This window comes from Streptomyces sp. NPDC003077 (genome assembly GCF_040611095.1).
In the GTDB taxonomy this organism is placed as follows: domain Bacteria; phylum Actinomycetota; class Actinomycetes; order Streptomycetales; family Streptomycetaceae; genus Streptomyces.
In genome coordinates, this window is the sequence record NZ_JBEXNM010000012.1 from 152,703 (window position 1) to 170,763 (window position 18,061).

Annotated in this window: 15 protein-coding genes; 8 read left to right on the forward strand and 7 right to left on the reverse strand. The window is 71.3% G+C overall.

Going from position 1 to position 18,061, the window contains the following annotated elements:
• Positions 1-58: 58 nt before the first annotated feature.
• From ABZX96_RS11715 to ABZX96_RS11740, 6 genes are all read right to left on the reverse strand, one after another.
• A complete protein-coding gene (locus tag ABZX96_RS11715) occupies positions 59-1,225 on the reverse strand; it encodes an alpha/beta hydrolase (RefSeq protein ID WP_355541769.1) in 1,167 nt (388 codons plus the stop codon).
• 409 nt (positions 1,226-1,634) lie between these two features.
• Positions 1,635-2,315 (reverse strand): response regulator transcription factor, encoded by a 681-nt coding sequence (locus tag ABZX96_RS11720; RefSeq protein ID WP_355541772.1) that lies wholly within the window; start codon positions 2,313-2,315, stop codon positions 1,635-1,637.
• Positions 2,312-3,652 (reverse strand): sensor histidine kinase, encoded by a 1,341-nt coding sequence (locus ABZX96_RS11725; RefSeq protein ID WP_355541775.1) that lies wholly within the window; start codon positions 3,650-3,652, stop codon positions 2,312-2,314. The genes ABZX96_RS11720 and ABZX96_RS11725 overlap by 4 nt, the downstream gene beginning before the upstream one ends.
• A gap of 242 nt (positions 3,653-3,894) precedes the next feature.
• Positions 3,895-4,770, reverse strand: coding sequence for a DUF4429 domain-containing protein (locus tag ABZX96_RS11730; RefSeq protein WP_355541778.1), 876 nt, complete (start codon positions 4,768-4,770; stop codon positions 3,895-3,897).
• 371 nt (positions 4,771-5,141) lie between these two features.
• Positions 5,142-6,362 carry an alpha/beta hydrolase gene (locus ABZX96_RS11735; protein ID WP_355541781.1) on the reverse strand — a complete coding sequence of 407 codons (1,221 nt, stop codon included), beginning with the start codon at positions 6,360-6,362 and terminating at the stop codon, positions 5,142-5,144.
• A 372-nt stretch (positions 6,363-6,734) separates the two neighbouring features.
• Positions 6,735-7,457: a TetR family transcriptional regulator gene (locus tag ABZX96_RS11740; RefSeq protein ID WP_355541784.1), complete on the reverse strand. Its 723-nt coding sequence runs from the start codon at positions 7,455-7,457 to the stop codon at positions 6,735-6,737.
• A gap of 116 nt (positions 7,458-7,573) precedes the next feature.
• On the opposite strand from ABZX96_RS11740, the gene ABZX96_RS11745 reads away from it, so the two are divergent.
• The 3 genes from ABZX96_RS11745 to ABZX96_RS11755 all read left to right on the forward strand — a co-directional run bounded on the left by ABZX96_RS11745 (position 7,574) and on the right by ABZX96_RS11755 (position 10,439).
• Positions 7,574-9,178, forward strand: a complete 1,605-nt coding sequence (locus ABZX96_RS11745; protein ID WP_355541787.1) for an MFS transporter — start codon at positions 7,574-7,576, stop codon at positions 9,176-9,178.
• Positions 9,179-9,524: 346 nt separating this feature from the next.
• Positions 9,525-9,944, forward strand: a complete 420-nt coding sequence (locus tag ABZX96_RS11750) for a peptidase inhibitor family I36 protein (protein ID WP_355541790.1) — start codon at positions 9,525-9,527, stop codon at positions 9,942-9,944.
• A 165-nt stretch (positions 9,945-10,109) separates the two neighbouring features.
• Complete coding sequence (locus ABZX96_RS11755) at positions 10,110-10,439, forward strand: DUF4190 domain-containing protein (RefSeq protein ID WP_355541837.1); 330 nt, start codon at positions 10,110-10,112, stop codon at positions 10,437-10,439.
• A 129-nt stretch (positions 10,440-10,568) separates the two neighbouring features.
• On the opposite strand, the gene aceE is transcribed toward ABZX96_RS11755, so the two are convergent.
• Positions 10,569-13,301: a pyruvate dehydrogenase (acetyl-transferring), homodimeric type gene (gene aceE / locus ABZX96_RS11760; RefSeq protein WP_355541793.1), complete on the reverse strand. Its 2,733-nt coding sequence runs from the start codon at positions 13,299-13,301 to the stop codon at positions 10,569-10,571.
• Between the two features lie 469 nt (positions 13,302-13,770).
• Between aceE and ABZX96_RS11765 the strand changes: the two genes are divergently transcribed.
• From ABZX96_RS11765 to ABZX96_RS11785, 5 genes are all read left to right on the forward strand, one after another.
• Positions 13,771-14,211 (forward strand): DUF3052 domain-containing protein, encoded by a 441-nt coding sequence (locus ABZX96_RS11765; protein ID WP_355541796.1) that lies wholly within the window; start codon positions 13,771-13,773, stop codon positions 14,209-14,211.
• Positions 14,212-14,604: 393 nt separating this feature from the next.
• Positions 14,605-15,063, forward strand: a complete 459-nt coding sequence (locus ABZX96_RS11770; protein ID WP_355541799.1) for a peroxiredoxin — start codon at positions 14,605-14,607, stop codon at positions 15,061-15,063.
• A 220-nt stretch (positions 15,064-15,283) separates the two neighbouring features.
• The gene (locus ABZX96_RS11775) at positions 15,284-15,859 is read left to right on the forward strand and encodes a TerD family protein (RefSeq protein ID WP_355541802.1); all 576 of its coding nucleotides are present in this window, start codon (positions 15,284-15,286) and stop codon (positions 15,857-15,859) included.
• A gap of 317 nt (positions 15,860-16,176) precedes the next feature.
• On the forward strand, positions 16,177-16,752 hold the full coding sequence (locus ABZX96_RS11780; protein WP_355541805.1) for a TerD family protein: 576 nt from the start codon (positions 16,177-16,179) through the stop codon (positions 16,750-16,752).
• A 54-nt stretch (positions 16,753-16,806) separates the two neighbouring features.
• Positions 16,807-17,961, forward strand: a complete 1,155-nt coding sequence (locus ABZX96_RS11785) for a DUF475 domain-containing protein (RefSeq protein ID WP_355541808.1) — start codon at positions 16,807-16,809, stop codon at positions 17,959-17,961.
• Positions 17,962-18,061: the final 100 nt, after the last annotated feature.

The window sequence follows — 18,061 nt, forward strand, 5'->3', positions numbered from 1 at the left end:
AAGTCGCAGGCGGGGCGGCGGGGCGCGAACCGCCGGGGGCGAGGGGCGGAGGCGCCGCTCAGCGCACGTCGGCGTAGTGGCCCAGGGCGATGTCGGCGAAGGAGCGCAGCGAGTCGGTGCCGGGCGCGAGGTAGCCGCTGTGGCCCTCGGCCCGCAGCGCGGAGACGTGCCGGGCACCGAACTCCGGGGCGCTCGGGTCCTCGCCGTGGCCCAGGCCCAGGAACTGGACGTTGGGCACCCGGCTCACCCAGTCCGAGGCGTCCCGCGCCGCCCACACCCGCGCGGTGGTGTGCAGGTCGGCGGCGCTGTCCGTCCGCATCCCGGGGGAGGCGAAGACCACGAGGTCGGTGACCTTGGTGCCCTTCAGCCCGGGGGCCGCCAGGCCGCAGACGACCGACCCGTAGCTGTGGCAGAGCACGGTGGTGGCCGGGGTGCCGGTGGCCGCGAGCCCGGCCAGGAACCGGGTCAGCCGGGGCGCGCCGGCCTCGGCGAGGCGCCCGGTCGCGGCGTCCGGGCCCAGGCCCACGGGCGTGGTGTAGCCGACCCAGGCGATCACGGCGGTCCGGGTGTCCGGGTCGCTCGCGGCCATCTGGGCGCGCAGCGAGCGGGCCATCCCGGAGACGGTCCCGTAGGGGTCGTGCGCCCGCTCGTAGGAGAGCAGGTCGGTGTCCGAACCCGGGACCACCACGGCCGTGTGCCGGGCCTCCTCCACGTCCCCGTACACCTCGGCGACCTGGCCGCGGCCCCGCGGATCGAAGGCGAGGATCTGCCGGCCGGGGGCGAGCAGTTCGGCGCACCGGCCGGCGATCCGGCGGGCCCGCTCGTGGTCCTCCGGGGTGAGGGACGGGTCGGTGGCGCGGGCCGTCTGCCGGTCCCGCTCGGTGGCCAGCGCCCGGGCGTTGGCCTGGTACCGCAAGCCGACGGGCGCGCCGTCCAGATTGCCGACGGTCAGCGGGTGACGGCGCGTCAGCCGCTGCCGCTCGTCCTCGGAGAGGGAGGCGAAGAAGCGGGCGACCTGGGAGGGCGTGGCGGTCGCGGGGTCGGGCAGCCGCTCGCCCAGCGTGCGGTCCGCGCGCCAGGCCGCGGCACCCGGCGCGGGACCGGTCACGGCCTCCTGGGATTCCCCCGCCACCCAGCCGCCCGTACCGGCGGCGACCACCACCGCCAGCGTGGCGGCGATGACGGTCCGCTTCCCGCGCCGGCTCAGAACGCGCAGCAGCGACATGATCGGGTCTCCCTCTTCCGTTGGCTTGACGGGGGGAAACGTAAAAACGGGGTGTGTGACCGGGCGTCACACCGAGGAGCCAACTCCCGGGTGATACCGGGGTAGGGGGTGCTCGTACCGCGGGGGGAGTACGAGCCCCCGGGAGACGGGGGCGCTCGTCCTCGGGGAGGAAGGGGAACCCGGGGGTGGCCCGCACGGCGAAGGCCCCGGCTTCATGAAGCCGGGGCCCGTCATGAGGGGCGGAACAGGTCGAGCGAAAGACAAAGGAACGCGCGGGTCGCGAGGGAAGCGTGGGTCGCGCGAGAGGCACGGGCCGAAAGGGGAACGCAGGTCGCGAAGGAAACGCGGGCCGAGAGGGAAGCGCAGCTCGCGAGAGAGGCCCGGGTCCCGAGAGAAGCCCGGAAGGACCTCACCGCCCGCCCGGCGCCACCAGCCCCGACTCGTAGGCGAAGATCACGGCCTGGGCGCGGTCGCGCAGGTCCAGCTTGGCCAGGACGCGGCCGATGTGGGTCTTCACGGTCTGCTCGGCCAGCACCAGCGTCTCGGCGATCTCCTGGTTCGACAGGCCGCGGGCGATCAGTTCCAGGACCTCGGTCTCGCGGGGCGTGAGCCCCTTGAGCCGCAGGGAGGTCCGGTCCTTGCGGGGCGCGGGGCGCTGCCGCGCGAAGTCGGCGATCAGCCGCCGGGTCACGGAGGGCGCGAGCAGCGCCTCACCGGCCGCGACGACGCGGACGGCGGAGATCAGGTCGGCGGGCGGCGCGTCCTTGAGCAGGAACCCGGACGCCCCGGCGCGCAGCGCCTCGTACACGTAGTCGTCCACGTCGAAGGTGGTCAGCATGAGCACCTTGGGACGGTGCACCACGCCGGGCGGCGGGTCGAGCAGCCGGCGGGCCGCCTCCAGCCCGTCCATCTCGGGCATCCGGACGTCCATCAGGACCACGTCCGGGTGGGTGCCGCGGCTCAGTTCGACGCCCTGGGCGCCGTCGGGCGCGTCGCCCACCACGTCGATGTCGCTCTGCGCGGCGAGCAGGGCGGCGAAACCGGCGCGCACCATGGCCTGGTCGTCGACGATGATCACCCGGATGGTCATGCGGAGGCGGATTCCTTTGCTGTTATGGGGAGTCGTGCGGCGACGCGGAAGCCGCCGTCGGGCAGCGGCCCGGTGTCCAACGTGCCGTCGACCAGGCGTACGCGCTCGCGCATCCCGACCAGTCCGTGGCCGGTGCCGTGGGTCTCCAGCGGCTCGGAGTCCCGGGGCGGGGCGGTGTTGACGACGAGAACGTTGACGTTCCCGCGTTCCGGATCGACGGTGACCGACACCCGCGTCCGCGCGCCCGGCGCGTGCCGGACCACGTTGGCCAGCGCCTCCTGCACGATGCGGTACGCCGACAGCCCCACCGCCTGCGGCAGCGCCACGTCCTCGCCGGACAGCGACAGTTCCACCGGCACACCCGCCCGCACGGTGCCCTCGACCAGCCGCGGCAGTTCGCCCAGGCCCGGCTGCGGCGCCTTCTCGGGCCCGTCGCCCTCCCGCTCGGTCTCCTCGCTGCGCAGCACGCCGAGCAGCCGCCGCATCTCCGCCAGCGACTCGCGGGCGGTGGCGGCGATGGTGCCGAACTCCTCCCGCGCGGCGTCCGGGATGCCGCTGATGCGGTACGGCGCGCTGTCCGCCTGCACCGTGATCACGGACATGTGGTGGGCCACGACGTCGTGCAACTCGCGGGCGATGCGCGCGCGTTCCTCCAGCAGGGTCCGGCGGGCGCGCTCGGCCTCGCTGATCGTCTCCTGCTCCTGGAGCCTGAGCTGGGCGTACTGGCGCTCGCGCAGGGTGCCGACGAGCAGCAGCACGACCCCGCTCAGGATGAACAGCATCATCCAGGTGCCCTGCCCCGACCCGGACACGACCGTTTCGAGGACGAACCCGGCGGCTCCGGTCATCAGCCAGACGGCGACGAGCGTGCGGCGCCGCTCGCGCAGTGCGAGGGCGACCATCAGGGCCAGGTAGCCGACGATCGTCGGGGGCGGCCAGGGCCAGGCGTGATCCGCCATGGTGGGCAGCGCGGCCAGCGACACGGCCACGACGGCGTCCGCCGTGAAGATCACCCACCAGGCCATCAGTGGGCGTGAGACGGCCAGCATCAGCGTGGCGGTCTGGGCGATGCCGAACGGCGCGGCCACCCCGCCGCTCAGGCCGTAGTCGTTCAGGAGGACGACGATCGTGGTCGGCAGCAGGGACGCCACGAACGAGAAGGCGACGACGTGCGGGACCCATCGGAGCCAGGGGTGCCGCGTCGAGTTCAGGAGCGGCGGGCCGGGGTCGGCGGGTTTGCCGAGGTCCGTGACGAGGGTGCGCGCCGTCCGCCGGACCGTTCCCGCCACGCGGTCACGGATCGACGAGGGGTCGGGAAGGCTGGGTGGTGTGGACATCTTCAGGTCAGAGTATGCGGGGTGGCCTGGGACGGGCGTCATACCAGGGTCCGGGCTGTGAGCTGATACCCCGGTATGACAGCGCCGCTGATACCCGGGTGGGAGGACGGGCGGAGGTCCCGGCGAGGCGGGGCGGGGCGGGCTCCGGGATCGCGGCCCTCGGGTGCGTCGGCCCCGCGCGGATGGGGCGCTCCCGCGCGGATGAGGCGCCCGCCCGCGGACGAGGCGCCCCCGCCGCCCTTCTACAGCTCCGCCAGCAACTCGGCCTTCTTCGTGCTGAACTCGTCGTCCGTCAGCAGCCCCGCCTGGTGCAGCTCGCCGAGCTGGCGTATCCGGTCGGCTATCTCGGCCGCGTCCCGGCGGACCTCCCGCGCGACCCGTACCGGCTTGCGGATCGGCGCGTTCCGTACCGGTTCGGCGCGGACGGCCTGGAGGACCGCGGCGGCGAACGGCAGCGACTCGTGGACCGGGCCGTAGCCGAGCCCGAAGACCACGGCCGCCGGGTCCTGGTCCGCGGCCCCGTTCCGCTGCCCCTCCGTACCGCGCTCCACCAGTCGCAGGTGCCCGTTGAAGATCTCCGGAGACCGCCACTCCACCCCGGCCAGCTCACCGACCGCGAACCTCTGGTCGCCGGACTTCCACTTCGCCGACGAGGCCCCCGTCCAGAACCAGCGGAAGGAGACCGCGCTCCCGTCGAAGGACGCCTTGCCGTCGTACGCCTTGAAGTGCAGCGGCGGCTCCGGCGCGGCCACCATGTGCGCGGGCGCGGGCGTCGCCGCCTCGGGGCCGAGCGCGTCGCGCAACTCGTCCGCGTAGAACTCGGCGAGCAGCCGGCGCTCCACCGGCAGCACCAGGCGGTACGGATCGGAGTCTTCCTTGAGCTGACCGTCCGCCGCCTCCATCAGCGGGTCGGCGCCGGGGCGCGGCGTGGCGCGCAGCACCACGGTGCCGCGTCTGCCCTCGGACACCTCGACGGAACTCAACGCCTCGTAGGGGATGCGCCGCTCGCCGAGCGCCTGAAAGAGCTTCGGCCTGCGGATCCCCCGTTCGAAGCGGATGAGCACGGAGTCCGACTCGAACTCCCAGACGGCGTGAAAACCGGCCAGCACATCACCCATGCGGCTCATCGTAAGCGGCGGTCGCCCGCCCGTCCCCCTTCCGGACTCCCGGTGCTCCGCGCGGTGCTACGCGCGTCACGCCGAACCGGCCCCTCCGCCCGTTCGACGCCTTTCACCCTTGCATGCCCGGCCGCGCGCCAGGTGTCACGCCGCGCCCGGAGCCGTACGCCGCCGTGCTCCCGTGCGCCCTGCGGACTCCCCGGAGGGGGACACATCAGACGAGAACGTGACGGATCGGCTCAGACCGGACGACCCGGCTCGCCCCGGATCACGGCGACCCGCCCCCGGGCCAGGCCCGATCCGCACCGCATTACGGCAGACCCGCACCGCGTCAAGGAAGACCCGCACCGCGTCGACGGACCCGCACCGCGTCAGGAAAGATCCGCCGCGCAGTACCGATCGTCCGCCGCGCACGTCACGCCGCCGAAGGCGCCCACGCCCACCAGCGCGAAGTTGCGCAGGCTGCCCGATCCCGGGACGAAGTAACCGGCGTGCCCCTCGGCGCCGGCGGCCGACAGGACCCGGGCGCCGAACCCCGGGGCGACCGGGTCCGCGCCGTGGCCGATGCCGCCGATCTCCAGGTACGGCACGTCCTGGATCCAGTCGTCGGCGTCCCGCGTCGCCCAGATCCGGCCGCGGGTGTGCAGCGCCGCCGCGTTCGGCACGCGCATGCCCGGGCTGCCCGCGACGACGATGTCCCGCACCGTGGGCGGCAGCCCGTTCCGGGCGGCGACCCCGCACACCACGGAGCCGTAACTGTGGCAGAACAGCGCCACCGCGGCGGACCGCGGCAGCCCGTCCACCAGTGCGCGCAGCCGCACCGCGCCCGCGGCGGCGAGCTGTCCGGTGACGGCCTCTATGCCGAGTCCGGCGGGCGCGGTGTAGTCGGCCCAGGCGATCACGGCCGTGCGGGTGCCGGGCCGGGCGGCCCGCTCGGCGGCGTACAGGGAACGGCCCATCCCTGCCGGGGCGGACATGGGGCGTTCGACGCGTTCGAAGGTGCTCAGGTTGGTGTCCACGCCGGGCACCACGACCGAGACCCGGCGCGCGTGCGCCAGGTCGCCGAAGACCTCGGCGGCCCGGCCGCCCCCGGCCGGGTCGAAGGCCAGGATCTGGCGGCCCGAAGCCCGCATCGCCGCGAACCGGTCCGCCAGGTGGGCCGCCTCCTGGCGCCCGACCGGTGTGAGGCGGCGGTCGGCTGTCCGCCGCCGCTCGACGGCGCGTGCCTGGTCCAGGGCGATCCGGTTGGCGCGGTAGCGCAGCGCGAGGGGCGCGCCGCTCATGTTGCCCACGGCCAGCGGGTACCGGGTGACGAGCGCGGCGCGATCGACGCGCCCGAGGGAGGCGAAGAAGCCCGCGAGCACACCCGGCGAGGCCAGCGGGTCCGGGAGGTGGCGGCCCCTCAAGGTGGCGTGCGCCCACGCGGTGCGCGCCGAGGCCAGCGGGTCGCCGGTGTCCTTGTGGCCCCGGACGGCCGTCCAGCCGGTCGTCGCCAGCATCACGAACACGACCAGCAGCGCCAGCACCGCGCGCCATGCGGCGGACTGGAGGAAGCCGAACGGGGGAGCACCGAGCCCCGGGAAGGAAGTCACCGCGAGCCACCCTAGGAGAAAGGGGCCCGCGCCCGCCGCCCGGGTGGGGGTTCTCATATGTCCCGGGGCGCATGCCCACCGCCGTGACGCGCCGGAGGCCGCGAACGCGCGGCGGAGCGCCGTCGGAGCCCCCGCTCACCGATCAGCGATCACCGCTCACCGATCCGCCCAACGCTTACCGACCAGCGATCACCGCTCAGCGATCACCGACCAGCGCTCACCGCTCAACAAGCACCGCTCAGCGATCACCGACCAGCGCTCACCGCTCAAGAAGCACCGCTCACCACTCACCGAGAACGGCCGGAAACCACCGCGCCCGCGTCCGTGATCGCCATGATCAGGTGATGCGCGGCGGTCACCACCCCCTCGCCCTCACCGCGTCCGCCAGTCCTCCGCCAGCGCCGGGCGTAGCTGGTCGAGGTAGGACACCGTCAGCTCGCGGATCGCCGTCACGCTGACGTCGTTCCGCTCGCTCCAGACCTTGCTCGCGACGCGCATGACGCCGCTGAACGCCGCGACCACCACCCGGGGGCGCGGATCGGTGCGCACGTCCAGCCCTTCGCGCCGAGCGATAAGGCAGGCCAGCTGCTCCTCTATCTCCGTGCCCCGCCGCAGGCCGGCCGCCACCAGCGCCGGTGTGGACTCGATCATCTGCTGGGTGCGCATGTGCAGTTCCAGCGGGATCACCGACTCGACGGCGACGGCGATGCCGTCCCACGCCTCCCTGACGGCGGCCCGCAGCGCCTCCAGTGGCCCTTCCGAGGCCGGCCGCGCCCGCAACTCCTCCAGGAACGCGGCCTCCATGATCTCCTGGACCGCGAAGACGACCTCTTCCTTGCTGGCGAAGTAGCGGAAGAACGTGCGCTGCGAGACGTCGACGGCCTCCGCGATCTCGTCGACCGTCGTCGCGTCGTACCCGTGGGCCGTGAACAGTTCCAGCGCCGCGCGGATCAGGGCGTCCCGGGTGCGCTGCTTCTTGCGTTCGCGCAGGCCGCCGGGGGCGGGAGCCGGGGGAGTGGCGGTGGGGACGGGGCCGGCCGCAGGGGAGGAGCCGACGGCCCCGGTGAGTGCCGCCCGTGACATCGGTCTCGGCATGGTGGCGCCGCCTTCCTGGTTCATCAGCGCTGCTCACCCTACCTGTGAGCAAAATGGCAGTTACCGACTCATGAAACGTTTTGTCAATTGTCAGTGGCTGTCACTAGCCTCGTGCCATGAGTTCTCAGACCCCGGTCGCCGACCGAGCGCCGGACCTTCCCGTACCGGAGCCCCGTAAGGGACTACGGGGCCACCCCTGGCTGACCCTCATCGCCGTCGCGATCGGCGTGATGATGGTCGCCCTCGACGGCACCATCGTCGCCATCGCCAACCCCGCCATCTCCCAGGACCTCAAGGCCTCGCTCGCCCAGGTCCAGTGGATAACCAACGGCTACCTCCTCGCCCTCGCCGTCTCGCTGATCACGGCGGGGAAGCTCGGGGACCGCTTCGGCCACCGCCAGACCTTCCTGATCGGCGTGGTCGGCTTCGCCGTCGCCTCGGGGGCCATCGGGCTCTCCGGCTCGGCGGGGCTGGTCATCACCTTCCGCGTGGTGCAGGGCCTGTTCGGCGCGCTGCTGATGCCGGCCGCGCTGGGCCTGCTGCGGGCCACGTTCCCGGCCGAGAAGCTCAACATGGCGATCGGCATCTGGGGCATGGTCATCGGTGCCTCGACCGCCGGTGGCCCGATCGTCGGCGGCCTGCTCGTGGAGCACGTGAGCTGGCAGTCGGTGTTCTTCATCAACGTGCCGGTGGGCGTCCTCGCCCTGGCGATCGGCCTGGTCATCCTCAAGGACCACCGCGCCGAGAACGCGCCCCGCTCCTTCGACGTCCCCGGCATCGTCCTGCTGTCGGGCGCGATGTTCTGCCTGATCTGGTCCCTGATCAAGGCCGGTGAATGGGGCTGGGGCGACCTGAAGACCTGGGGCTTCCTGATCGGCGCGATCGTGCTGTTCGCCCTCTTCGGCCTGCTGGAGAGCAAGGTCCGCGAGCCGCTCGTCCCGCTGCGGATGTTCCGCTCCCTGCCGCTGACGGCCGGCACGATCCTGATGGTGCTGATGGCCTTCGCCTTCATGGGCGGGCTGTTCTTCGTCACCTTCTACCTCCAGAACGTGCACGGCATGAGCCCGGTGGACAGCGGTCTGCACCTGCTGCCGCTGACGGCGATGATGATCGTCGGCTCGCCCGCCGCCGGCGCCCTGATCACCAGGTTCGGCCCGCGCGTGCCGCTGGTGGGCGGCATGGTCTTCACCGCGGTCGCCATGTTCGGCATGACGACGCTGTCGACGGACACCGGCACGCTGACGATGTCCGTCTGGTTCGCGCTGCTGGGCCTGGGCCTGGCGCCGGTCATGGTCGGCGCCACGGAGGTCATCGTCGGCAACGCGCCGCTGGAGCTCTCGGGCGTGGCCGGCGGCCTCCAGCAGGCCGCCATGCAGGTCGGCGGCAGCCTCGGCACGGCGGTGCTCGGCGCCGTCATGTCCAGCAAGGTCAGCTCGGAGTTCGCGGGCCAGTGGACGAAGGCCGGGTTGCCCGGGGCCCCCGACCCGGCGCTGTCGGCCACGACCGAGATGGGCGCCGTCCCGCCGCAGCTCGCGCAGGCGCCGGGCATGACGCCGGACGCTTTCGGGCGGATCGGCAAGGCGGTGCACGAGACGTTCATGTCGGGCATGGGCATGGCCTTCACGGTGGCCTGCGGCGTGTCGATCGTCGCCGCCGTCGTCGCGGCCTTCACCAAGCGCGGCGCGAACGCGGAGGCGGGCGCGGGCATGGGCCACATCTGAGGCCGACGCCGCACCGCCACGCGACGTTCAGCCGCATACTGACGCGCGGTCACCCCGGGACCGGTCCGGTTCCCGGGGCGACCGCGCGCCGGCCGTTCGCGCGCCCGGCCCGCCCGCTCCCTCCCCCTCCGTAACGCCTCCCCCTCCGTGCGCCTCCCCCGTACGCCTCACCCGTCCGGATGAAGCCCCGGACCGCCGGGATCAGGCGTCCCCGGCCCGTCCTCCCCGGCGCCCCCTCCGCCCCACCCCACCGCCCCTACGCTCGCCCGACGGGCCCGCCGCGGGGCGTTCCGCGGACGATGACGGGCCCGGCCTCGCCGAACGACTCCTCGGGGGAGTGACCCATATGCGTACGTCCCGGATCCTGCTGCTCCTGCCGCTCGCCGCCCTGGCGACCACGGCCCTGACGACGAACTCGTCCGCGCACCCCGCGCCGAACCCCACCACCGCGTCCCACTCGCCCACGGCCCGCACCGGACCCACGGCCGGTGACTGCGCCGCCGGACAGTTCTGCCTCTGGCCGGAGTCCGGCTTCCGCGGCGTCCGGCGGACGTACGAACTGTCCGGCACCGACATCGAGAGCTGCGTCCCGCTCCCCGCGAGCCAGGGCGGCAACGCGTTCGCCAACCGCACCGGACGCCCCGTCACCACCTACCAGAGCGCCGAGTGCGCGGAGACCGCCGAGTTCGACACCTATCCCGGCGGCGGTACGTGGGTTCCCCAATCCCCTTACCAGGTAAGGGCGTTCAAGGTCTGGGAGCGCTGAACCGGCGCACGGAACGGGCCGGGAGCACCGAACGCGCGCGCCCGGGGCGCGAAAACGGACCCCGGCGCTCGGAAGGCGGGGGCATCCCGTCACACCAGGTCTGGAACCGCCGCACCCGGGTACTCGCCGACCCAAGCCCGGAACCGAGACCCCATGGGAGGCAAGATGGCGGGCTTCGGACGCAGCGGCACCCGCACCCGTTTCCGCGACCACGGCACCACGCACCCCCGCTCACGAGGCCGGACGGGTCCGCGGAGCGGGTCGGACCGCGCGACGCTGGGCATCGTCGGCCTGGTGTGCGCGATCGTCGGTTTCTTCGTGTTCGGAATCGTGCTCGGCCCGATCGCGGTGGTCACCGGCTGGCTCGGCATGGGACGCCGGGCGAACGGTGGCCGGTCGGTGCCGGCCGTGGTCGCCGTGGTGCTCGGCGTGATCGACACCGTGCTGGCGATCGTATGGCTCGTCGGCACGAGCCCGTCGGTCAGCTTCTTCTGACGAGCCTGACGAACGGGCCCGGCCCGGCGCGGACCGAAAAGCTCCCCACATACGCCAAGCCCCCGGTCAGCGTGGCTGACCGGGGGCCCGGCGTGTGCTCAGCGGATCAGCGGAGCGAAGGGGTGGGGATCAGGCGTCGCCGCCGGCCTCGCCCGCCTCCGCGGCGGTGACGTCCAGGAGCTGGTAGCGGTCGATGGCCTGCTTCAGCAGCGAGCGGTCGACCTTGCCCTCCTTGGCGAGCTCGGTGAGCACGCCCAGGACGATCGACTGCGCGTCGATGTGGAAGAAGCGACGGGCCGCGCCGCGGGTGTCGGCGAAGCCGAAGCCGTCCGCGCCCAGCGACTGGTAGGTGCCCGGCACCCAGCGCGCGATCTGGTCCGGAACCGCCCGCATCCAGTCGGAAACGGCCAGGACCGGGCCCTGCGCACCCTTGAGCTTCTGGGTCACGTAGGGAACGCGCTGCTCCTCCTCGGGGTGCAGCAGGTTGTGCTCCTCGGCCTCGACGGCGTCGCGGCGCAGCTCGTTCCAGGAGGTCGCCGACCAGACGTCCGCCTTGACGTTCCACTCGTCCGCGAGGATCCGCTGCGCCTCCAGGGCCCACGGCACGGCCACACCCGACGCCAGGATCTGCGCCGCGTGCTCGCCCTTCTCGCCGCCCTTGAGGTGGTACAGGCCCTTGAGGATGCCCTCGGCGTCCACGTTCTCCGGCTCGGCGGGGTGCACGATCGGCTCGTTGTAGACGGTGAGGTAGTAGAAGACGTCCTCGCTGTTCTCGCCGTACATGCGGCGCAGACCGTCCTGGACGATGTGCGCGATCTCGTACCCGTAGGCCGGGTCGTAGGCGACACACGCCGGGTTGGTCGAGGCGAGCAGGTGCGAGTGGCCGTCCGCGTGCTGGAGGCCCTCACCGGTCAGCGTCGTGCGGCCGGCGGTCGCGCCCAGGACGAAACCGCGCGCGAGCTGGTCGGCCATCTGCCAGAACTGGTCGCCGGTGCGCTGGAACCCGAACATCGAGTAGAAGACGTAGATCGGGATCAGCGGCTCGCCGTGCGTCGCGTAGGCGGAGCCCGCCGCGATCAGCGAGGCGGTGCAGCCGGCCTCGGAGATGCCGTCGTGCAGCATCTGACCGGTCGGCGACTCCTTGTAGGCGAGCAGCAGCTCGCGGTCCACGGACTCGTACTGCTGGCCCAGCGGGTTGTAGATCTTCGCGGACGGGAAGAACGCGTCCATGCCGAAGGTGCGGTACTCGTCCGGCGCGATCGGCACGAAGCGCTTGCCGATCTCCTTGTCCCGCATGAGGTCCTTGAGCACGCGGACGAACGCCATGGTCGTGGCGATCTTCTGCTGCCCGGAGCCCTTCTTCGCACCCGCGTAGGCCTTCTCGGCCGGCAGCGGGAGCGGCTTGCTGCGCACGACGCGGGTCGGCACGTAGCCGCCCAGGCTCTTGCGCCGGTCGTGCATGTACTGGATCTCTTCGGAGTCCCGGCCCGGGTGGAAGTACGGCGGCAGGCCGTCCTCCAGCTCCTTGTCCGCGATCGGCAGGTGCAGCCGGTCACGGAAGCGCTTGAGGTCCTGGACCGTCAGCTTCTTCATCTGGTGGGTCGCGTTGCGGCCCTCGAAGTTCGGGCCGAGCGTCCAGCCCTTGACGGTCTGCGCCAGGATCACGGTCGGCTGGCCCTTGTGCGCCTTGGCCGCCGCGTACGCCGCGTAGATCTTGCGGTGGTCGTGACCGCCGCGGCCCAGGTGCTGGAGCTGCTGGTCGGTCATGTTCTCGACCATCTTGCGCAGCCGGTGGTCGTCACCGAAGAAGTGGTCGCGGATGTAGGCGCCGCTCTCGGTGGCGTAGGTCTGGAACTGACCGTCCGGGGTCGAGTTCAGCTTGTTGACCAGGATGCCGTCGCGGTCCTGCGCCAGCAGCGGGTCCCAGCTGCGGTCCCAGACCAGCTTGATGACGTTCCAGCCGGCGCCGCGGAACTGCGACTCCAGCTCCTGCATGACCTTGCCGTTGCCGCGGACCGGGCCGTCCAGGCGCTGGAGGTTGCAGTTGACGACGAAGGTGAGGTTGTCCAGACCCTCGCGCGCGGCCAGGGAGAGCTGGCCCAGCGACTCGGGCTCGTCCATCTCGCCGTCGCCCAGGAACGCCCAGACGTGCGACTTGGAGGTGTCGGCGATGCCGCGGGCCTCCATGTAGCGGTTCATCCGCGCCTGGTAGATCGCGCCCAGCGGGCCCAGGCCCATGGAGACGGTCGGGAACTCCCAGAAGTCCGGCATCAGCCGCGGGTGCGGGTAGCTGGACAGGCCGTAGGGGGCCTTCGACTTCTCCTGGCGGAAGGAGTCCAGGTGCTTCTCGTTCAGCCGGTCCAGGAGGAACGCGCGGGCGTAGATGCCGGGGGAGGCGTGGCCCTGGAAGAAGATCTGGTCGCCGCCGTCGCCCTCGTCCTTGCCCCGGAAGAAGTGGTTGAAGCCCACGTCGTACAGGGAGGCGGAGGACGCGAAGGTCGCGATGTGGCCGCCGACGCCGATCCCCGGGCGCTGCGCGCGGGAGACCATGACGGCCGCGTTCCACCGGGTCGCGTTCAGGATCTTGCGCTCGATCTCCTCGTTGCCGGGGAAGAACGGCTCGTCCTTGGTCGCGATGGTGTTCACGTAGTCCGTGCTGCGCATCTCGGGCACGGCCACCCGCTGCTCGCGAGCCCGCTCGATCAGGCGGAGCATGAGGTAGCGGGCACGTTCCCGGCCTCGCTCATCGACGGCTGCGTCGAGCGAGTCGAGCCATTCCTGGGTCTCTTCGGGATCGAAGTCCGGGACCTGGCTGGGAAGGCCGCCAATGATGATCGGGTTTCGATCGGATCCGGAAGCCACGCTGTTCCTTCGCTGTTCGGTACTGCTCTGCTTTGGGGTCGCGCCGTCTTCCATCGTGTACCGAGGCACCGGGATACGTCATCTCTACCGGCGGGTAACCACCCCCTAAGAGACGGGCGCTGAAAGCCGATTTCTTAGGTCGGCCAAATCGCAACCATACGCCCATGTCGAAAGTGCTTCGCCTACGGCCCGTACGCCCCCGGAAAGGCGCCCCGTCGGCCGAATGCCGCCCCCAAAGGGCCCAGTGGCCTGCCACTACCCCACAAACCCGGCAGATCGCTGTGGCGTGAATCACCCGCCGTGATGCGAGCGGGGTCGCAGTTGCGGCGAGACGGAGGTAATCGTCACCGTTTCGACGGTCTGAACGGCCGGGTACTTGCGCGATCCGCCCGGCCCGTGTGGACTACGCCCAATGCTCCGCGCACGCGCGGGGTCAAGGCATTTACCGAAACATGACAGGAGGCAATCCGTGAGCGCGACCGCGGACCACGCGGAGGAGCGGACCAACCCTGCCGCCAAGCTGGGGTTCGAGCCCGGACAGGTGGTCCAGGAGATCGGCTACGACGATGACGTCGAGCACGAGCTCCGCGAAGGTATTGAGGCCGTGATCGGCCAGGATCTCGTCGATGAGGACTACGACGACGTGGCCGACGCCGTCCTGTTGTGGTTCCGGGACGACGACGGCGACCTTACGGACGCGCTGGTGGACGCGATCGGCCTGATCGACGAGGGCGGCACCGTCTGGCTCCTGACCCCCAAGACCGGCCGGGACGGTTACGTCGAGCCGAGCGAGATCAACGAGGCCGCGCAGACCGCGGGCCTCTCCCAGACCAGGAGCATCAACGCGGGCAAGGACTGGACGGGCAGCCGTCTGGTCTCGCCGAAGGCGGCCAAGACCGGCAAGCGCTGAGCCGCGCCACCGCGGCCCGCGCGGTACCACCACCGCGCCGCCGCCCACCGGCCCCACCGGAGCCCTGAGCTCCGCGCCGCCCGGGATTCCCGACCGAGTCCCCCTCCGGAACGCTCCCGACGTTCCCGGAGGGGGATTCGTGTGTATGGAGGGGTGCTCCTCTTTCCTTGGGTGCGGGGACGGAGAGAGCCGCCCCCGTCACCACCGCGGGCGCCGGGGGAGGCCACCCCTGACCGGCGCGTGAGCCCGGTGGCTCCGGAGTGGGGCGCGGGGTGCCGGGCGGGGGTGCTTCCGGGGGCCGCCGGGAACGGGGGCGGAGGGGGCACCGGCGGCCGGAACCCGGCGCGTAGGGTGGGGCGAAACCTGTTGAACGTGAGCGGAAGGGAACCCCCCATGGCGATCGAGGTCGGCACGAAGGCTCCGGATTTCGAGCTGAAGAACCAGCACGGCGAGCTGGTCAAGCTCTCCGACTTCCGGGGCGAGAAGACCGTCGTGCTCCTCTTCTACCCCTTCGCCTTCACCGGCGTGTGCACCGGTGAGCTGTGCGCGCTGCGGGACGAGCTGCCCAAGTTCGTCAACGACGACGTTCAGCTCCTGGCCGTCTCCAACGACTCCCCCTTCTCCCTGCGCGTCTTCGCCGAGCAGGAGGGCCTGGAGTACCCGCTGCTGTCGGACTTCTGGCCGCACGGCGAGGCCTCGCGCGCGTACGGCGTCTTCGACGAGGACAAGGGCTGCGCGGTGCGCGGCACCTTCATCATCGACAAGGAGGGCGTGGTCCGCTGGACGGTCGTCAACGGCCTCCCGGACGCCCGCGACCTGAACGAGTACGTCAAGGCGCTCGACGCCATCTGATCGGCCGGTCGGCCCTTTCCGATCGGCCGGTCGGTGCCCTCTGATCGGCCGGTCGGTCCTCTCCGATCCCGCCGAAAGGCCCCTTGACGCGACATCGGCGGACACCGACGGCCGGAATCTGTATTCGCGGGGAACCCGTCACTAGGATCAAATCGTTGATCCGATGCCATGCACGATGGGGGCACAGCAATACGTACCCCTCGAATCTTTGGGAGGACTCGTGGGAGTCAGCCTCAGCAAGGGCGGCAACGTCTCGCTGACGAAGGAAGCCCCCAATCTGACCGCGGTCATCGTCGGTCTGGGCTGGGACGCGCGTACCACCACCGGTACGGACTTCGACCTGGACGCCAGCGCCCTGCTGACGAACGACCAGGGCAAGGTGGCCAACGACCAGAACTTCGTGTTCTTCAACAACCTGAAGAGCCCGGACGGCTCGGTCGAGCACACCGGCGACAACCTCACCGGCGAGGGCGAGGGTGACGACGAGCAGATCAAGGTGAACCTCGCCGCGGTGCCGGGCGACGTCGCCAAAATCGTCTTCCCGGTGTCCATCTACGACGCCGAGAACCGCCAGCAGAGCTTCGGCCAGGTGCGCAACGCCTTCATCCGCGTCGTCAACCAGGCCGACGGCAACGAGCTGGCGCGCTACGACCTCAGCGAGGACGCCTCGACGGAGACCGCCATGGTCTTCGGCGAGCTGTACCGCAACGGCGCGGAGTGGAAGTTCCGTGCCATCGGCCAGGGCTACGCCTCGGGCCTGCGCGGCATCGCGCAGGACTTCGGCGTCAACGTCTGATCGCGCGGCACCCGGGCCCCGCGCCCGTCCGCGGCGCTCGGTCGCGTGCCGATCGCAGCGCTCGTCCCGTGACCGGCGCCGTACGCCCCTGACGGGGGGTACGGCGCCGGGCGCGCTTTCCGCCCGCGCACCACCGCACACCCGCGGGCCACCACACGCTCGCGGACCGGCACACACCCGCGGGCCACCACAGCCACCGCGCCCCAGCCGCGGCGCGGGCGCCCCGCCCGACGGCCCGCGTCCGGCACCACCGGACGCCGCGGGCCGGAAGGCGGCAGACCACCCCACCGTCACCCCACCGGGAGGAAGCGAACACCATGGGCGTCACGCTCGCCAAGGGAGGCAACGTCTCCCTGACCAAGGCCGCGCCGAACCTGACCCAGATCATGGTCGGCCTCGGCTGGGACGCGCGCTCCACCACGGGTGCGCCGTTCGACCTCGACGCCAGCGCGCTGCTGTGCCAGGCCGGCCGGGTGCTCGGGGACGACTACTTCGTCTTCTACAACAACCTCAAGAGCCCCGAGGGCTCCGTCGAGCACACGGGGGACAACCTCACCGGGGAGGGCGAGGGCGACGACGAATCGATCCTGGTGGACCTGACGAAGGTCCCGGCCCAGGTCGACAAGATCGTCTTCCCGGTCTCGATCCACGAGGCCGACCTGCGCGGCCAGAGCTTCGGACAGGTCAGCAACGCCTTCATCCGCGTGGTCAACCAGGCCGACGGCAGCGAGCTGGCCCGCTACGACCTCAGCGAGGACGCCTCCAGCGAGACGGCCATGATCTTCGGCGAGGTGTACCGCTACAGCGGTGAATGGAAGTTCCGAGCGGTCGGACAGGGGTACGCATCCGGTCTGCGAGGCATCGCTCTAGACTTCGGGGTCAACGTTTCGTAAAGGCGCCGCGCGCTGCGCGCGGGGGAGCCCAGACAGCGAGGGATTGGGTAGGCAGTGCTCCTGAAAACCTTTGGCTGGTCGTTCGCCGTCACGGCGGCCGGACTGGCCTTGGCCGGCGTGCTCTGGGGGTGGCAGGGGCTCGCGATCGTCGGGATTCTGTCCATCCTGGAGATCTCGCTCTCGTTCGACAACGCGGTCATCAACGCCGGAATCCTGCGGAAGATGAATGCCTTCTGGCAGAAGATCTTCCTGACGGTCGGCATTCTCATCGCCGTGTTCGGCATGCGGCTGGTCTTCCCCGTCGTCATCGTCGCGATCACGGCGAAAATGGGGCCGATCGAGGCCGTCAATCTGGCGATCAACGACAAGGAGCAGTACGAGCACCTCGTCACCGCCGCGCACCCGGCGATCGCCGCGTTCGGCGGGATGTTCCTGCTCATGATCTTCCTCGACTTCATCTTCGAGGAGCGCGAGCACAAATGGCTGTCCTGGCTGGAGAAGCCGCTGGCCAAGATGGGCAAGCTGGACATGCTGTCCGTCATCGTCGCGCTGATCGTGCTGCTGGTCACGGCGATGACCGTGGCCACCAACGTCTCGCACGGCGGCGGTGACAAGAGCGCCACCGTCCTGCTGGCCGGCGTCGCCGGTCTGCTGACGTATCTGGTCGTCGGCGGCATCTCCGGCTACTTCGAGGACAAACTGGAGGACGCCGACGAGGACGAGGACGATGGCGAGGACAGTGCCGCGGGCGAGGCCGCGGCGGCCCTCAAGAAGAAGGGCGGCACCGGCTCCGCCGTCGGGCTGGCCGGCAAGGCCGCGTTCTTCATGTTCCTCTACCTGGAGGTCATCGACGCGTCGTTCTCCTTCGACGGCGTCATCGGCGCGTTCGCCGTCACCAACGACATCTTCGAGATGGCGCTGGGTCTGGGCATCGGCGCGATGTACATCCGCTCCCTGACGGTCTACCTGGTCCGCAAGGGCACCCTGGACGACTACGTCTACCTGGAGCACGGCGCGCACTACGCCATCGGCGCGCTCGCGGTCATCCTGCTCGTCACGATCAAGTACGAGATCCCGGAGGTCGTCACCGGTGGCATCGGCGTCCTCCTGATCCTGCTGTCCTTCTGGTCCTCCGTTCGCAAGAACAAGGCCGAGGGCAAGCACGAACAAAAATCCGGAGACAGATCGGAAGTCGCATCCGGCGTGTGACGCCGGTCCGATTGCGGAACGCTTTCAGCGGGGCGGGGCGGGGGGGGTTGACCGCCACGCCCCCCACGCTTCAAGGGGCCGAACCAAAGGGAGGGTGGGA

Excerpts from the sequence above, each read along its gene's own strand:
- ABZX96_RS11715 (WP_355541769.1), bottom strand. The coding sequence starts at position 1,225 with ATGTCGCTGCTGCGCGTTCTGAGCCGGCGCGGGAAGCGGACCGTCATC.
- ABZX96_RS11740 (WP_355541784.1), bottom strand. The coding sequence starts at position 7,457 with ATGCCGAGACCGATGTCACGGGCGGCACTCACCGGGGCCGTCGGCTCC.
- ABZX96_RS11730 (WP_355541778.1), bottom strand. The coding sequence starts at position 4,770 with ATGGGTGATGTGCTGGCCGGTTTTCACGCCGTCTGGGAGTTCGAGTCG.
- ABZX96_RS11720 (WP_355541772.1), bottom strand. The coding sequence starts at position 2,315 with ATGACCATCCGGGTGATCATCGTCGACGACCAGGCCATGGTGCGCGCC.
- ABZX96_RS11780 (WP_355541805.1), top strand. The coding sequence starts at position 16,177 with ATGGGCGTCACGCTCGCCAAGGGAGGCAACGTCTCCCTGACCAAGGCC.
- ABZX96_RS11755 (WP_355541837.1), top strand. The coding sequence starts at position 10,110 with ATGGCGGGCTTCGGACGCAGCGGCACCCGCACCCGTTTCCGCGACCAC.
- ABZX96_RS11750 (WP_355541790.1), top strand. The coding sequence starts at position 9,525 with ATGCGTACGTCCCGGATCCTGCTGCTCCTGCCGCTCGCCGCCCTGGCG.
- ABZX96_RS11745 (WP_355541787.1), top strand. The coding sequence starts at position 7,574 with ATGAGTTCTCAGACCCCGGTCGCCGACCGAGCGCCGGACCTTCCCGTA.
- ABZX96_RS11725 (WP_355541775.1), bottom strand. The coding sequence starts at position 3,652 with ATGTCCACACCACCCAGCCTTCCCGACCCCTCGTCGATCCGTGACCGC.
- ABZX96_RS11770 (WP_355541799.1), top strand. The coding sequence starts at position 14,605 with ATGGCGATCGAGGTCGGCACGAAGGCTCCGGATTTCGAGCTGAAGAAC.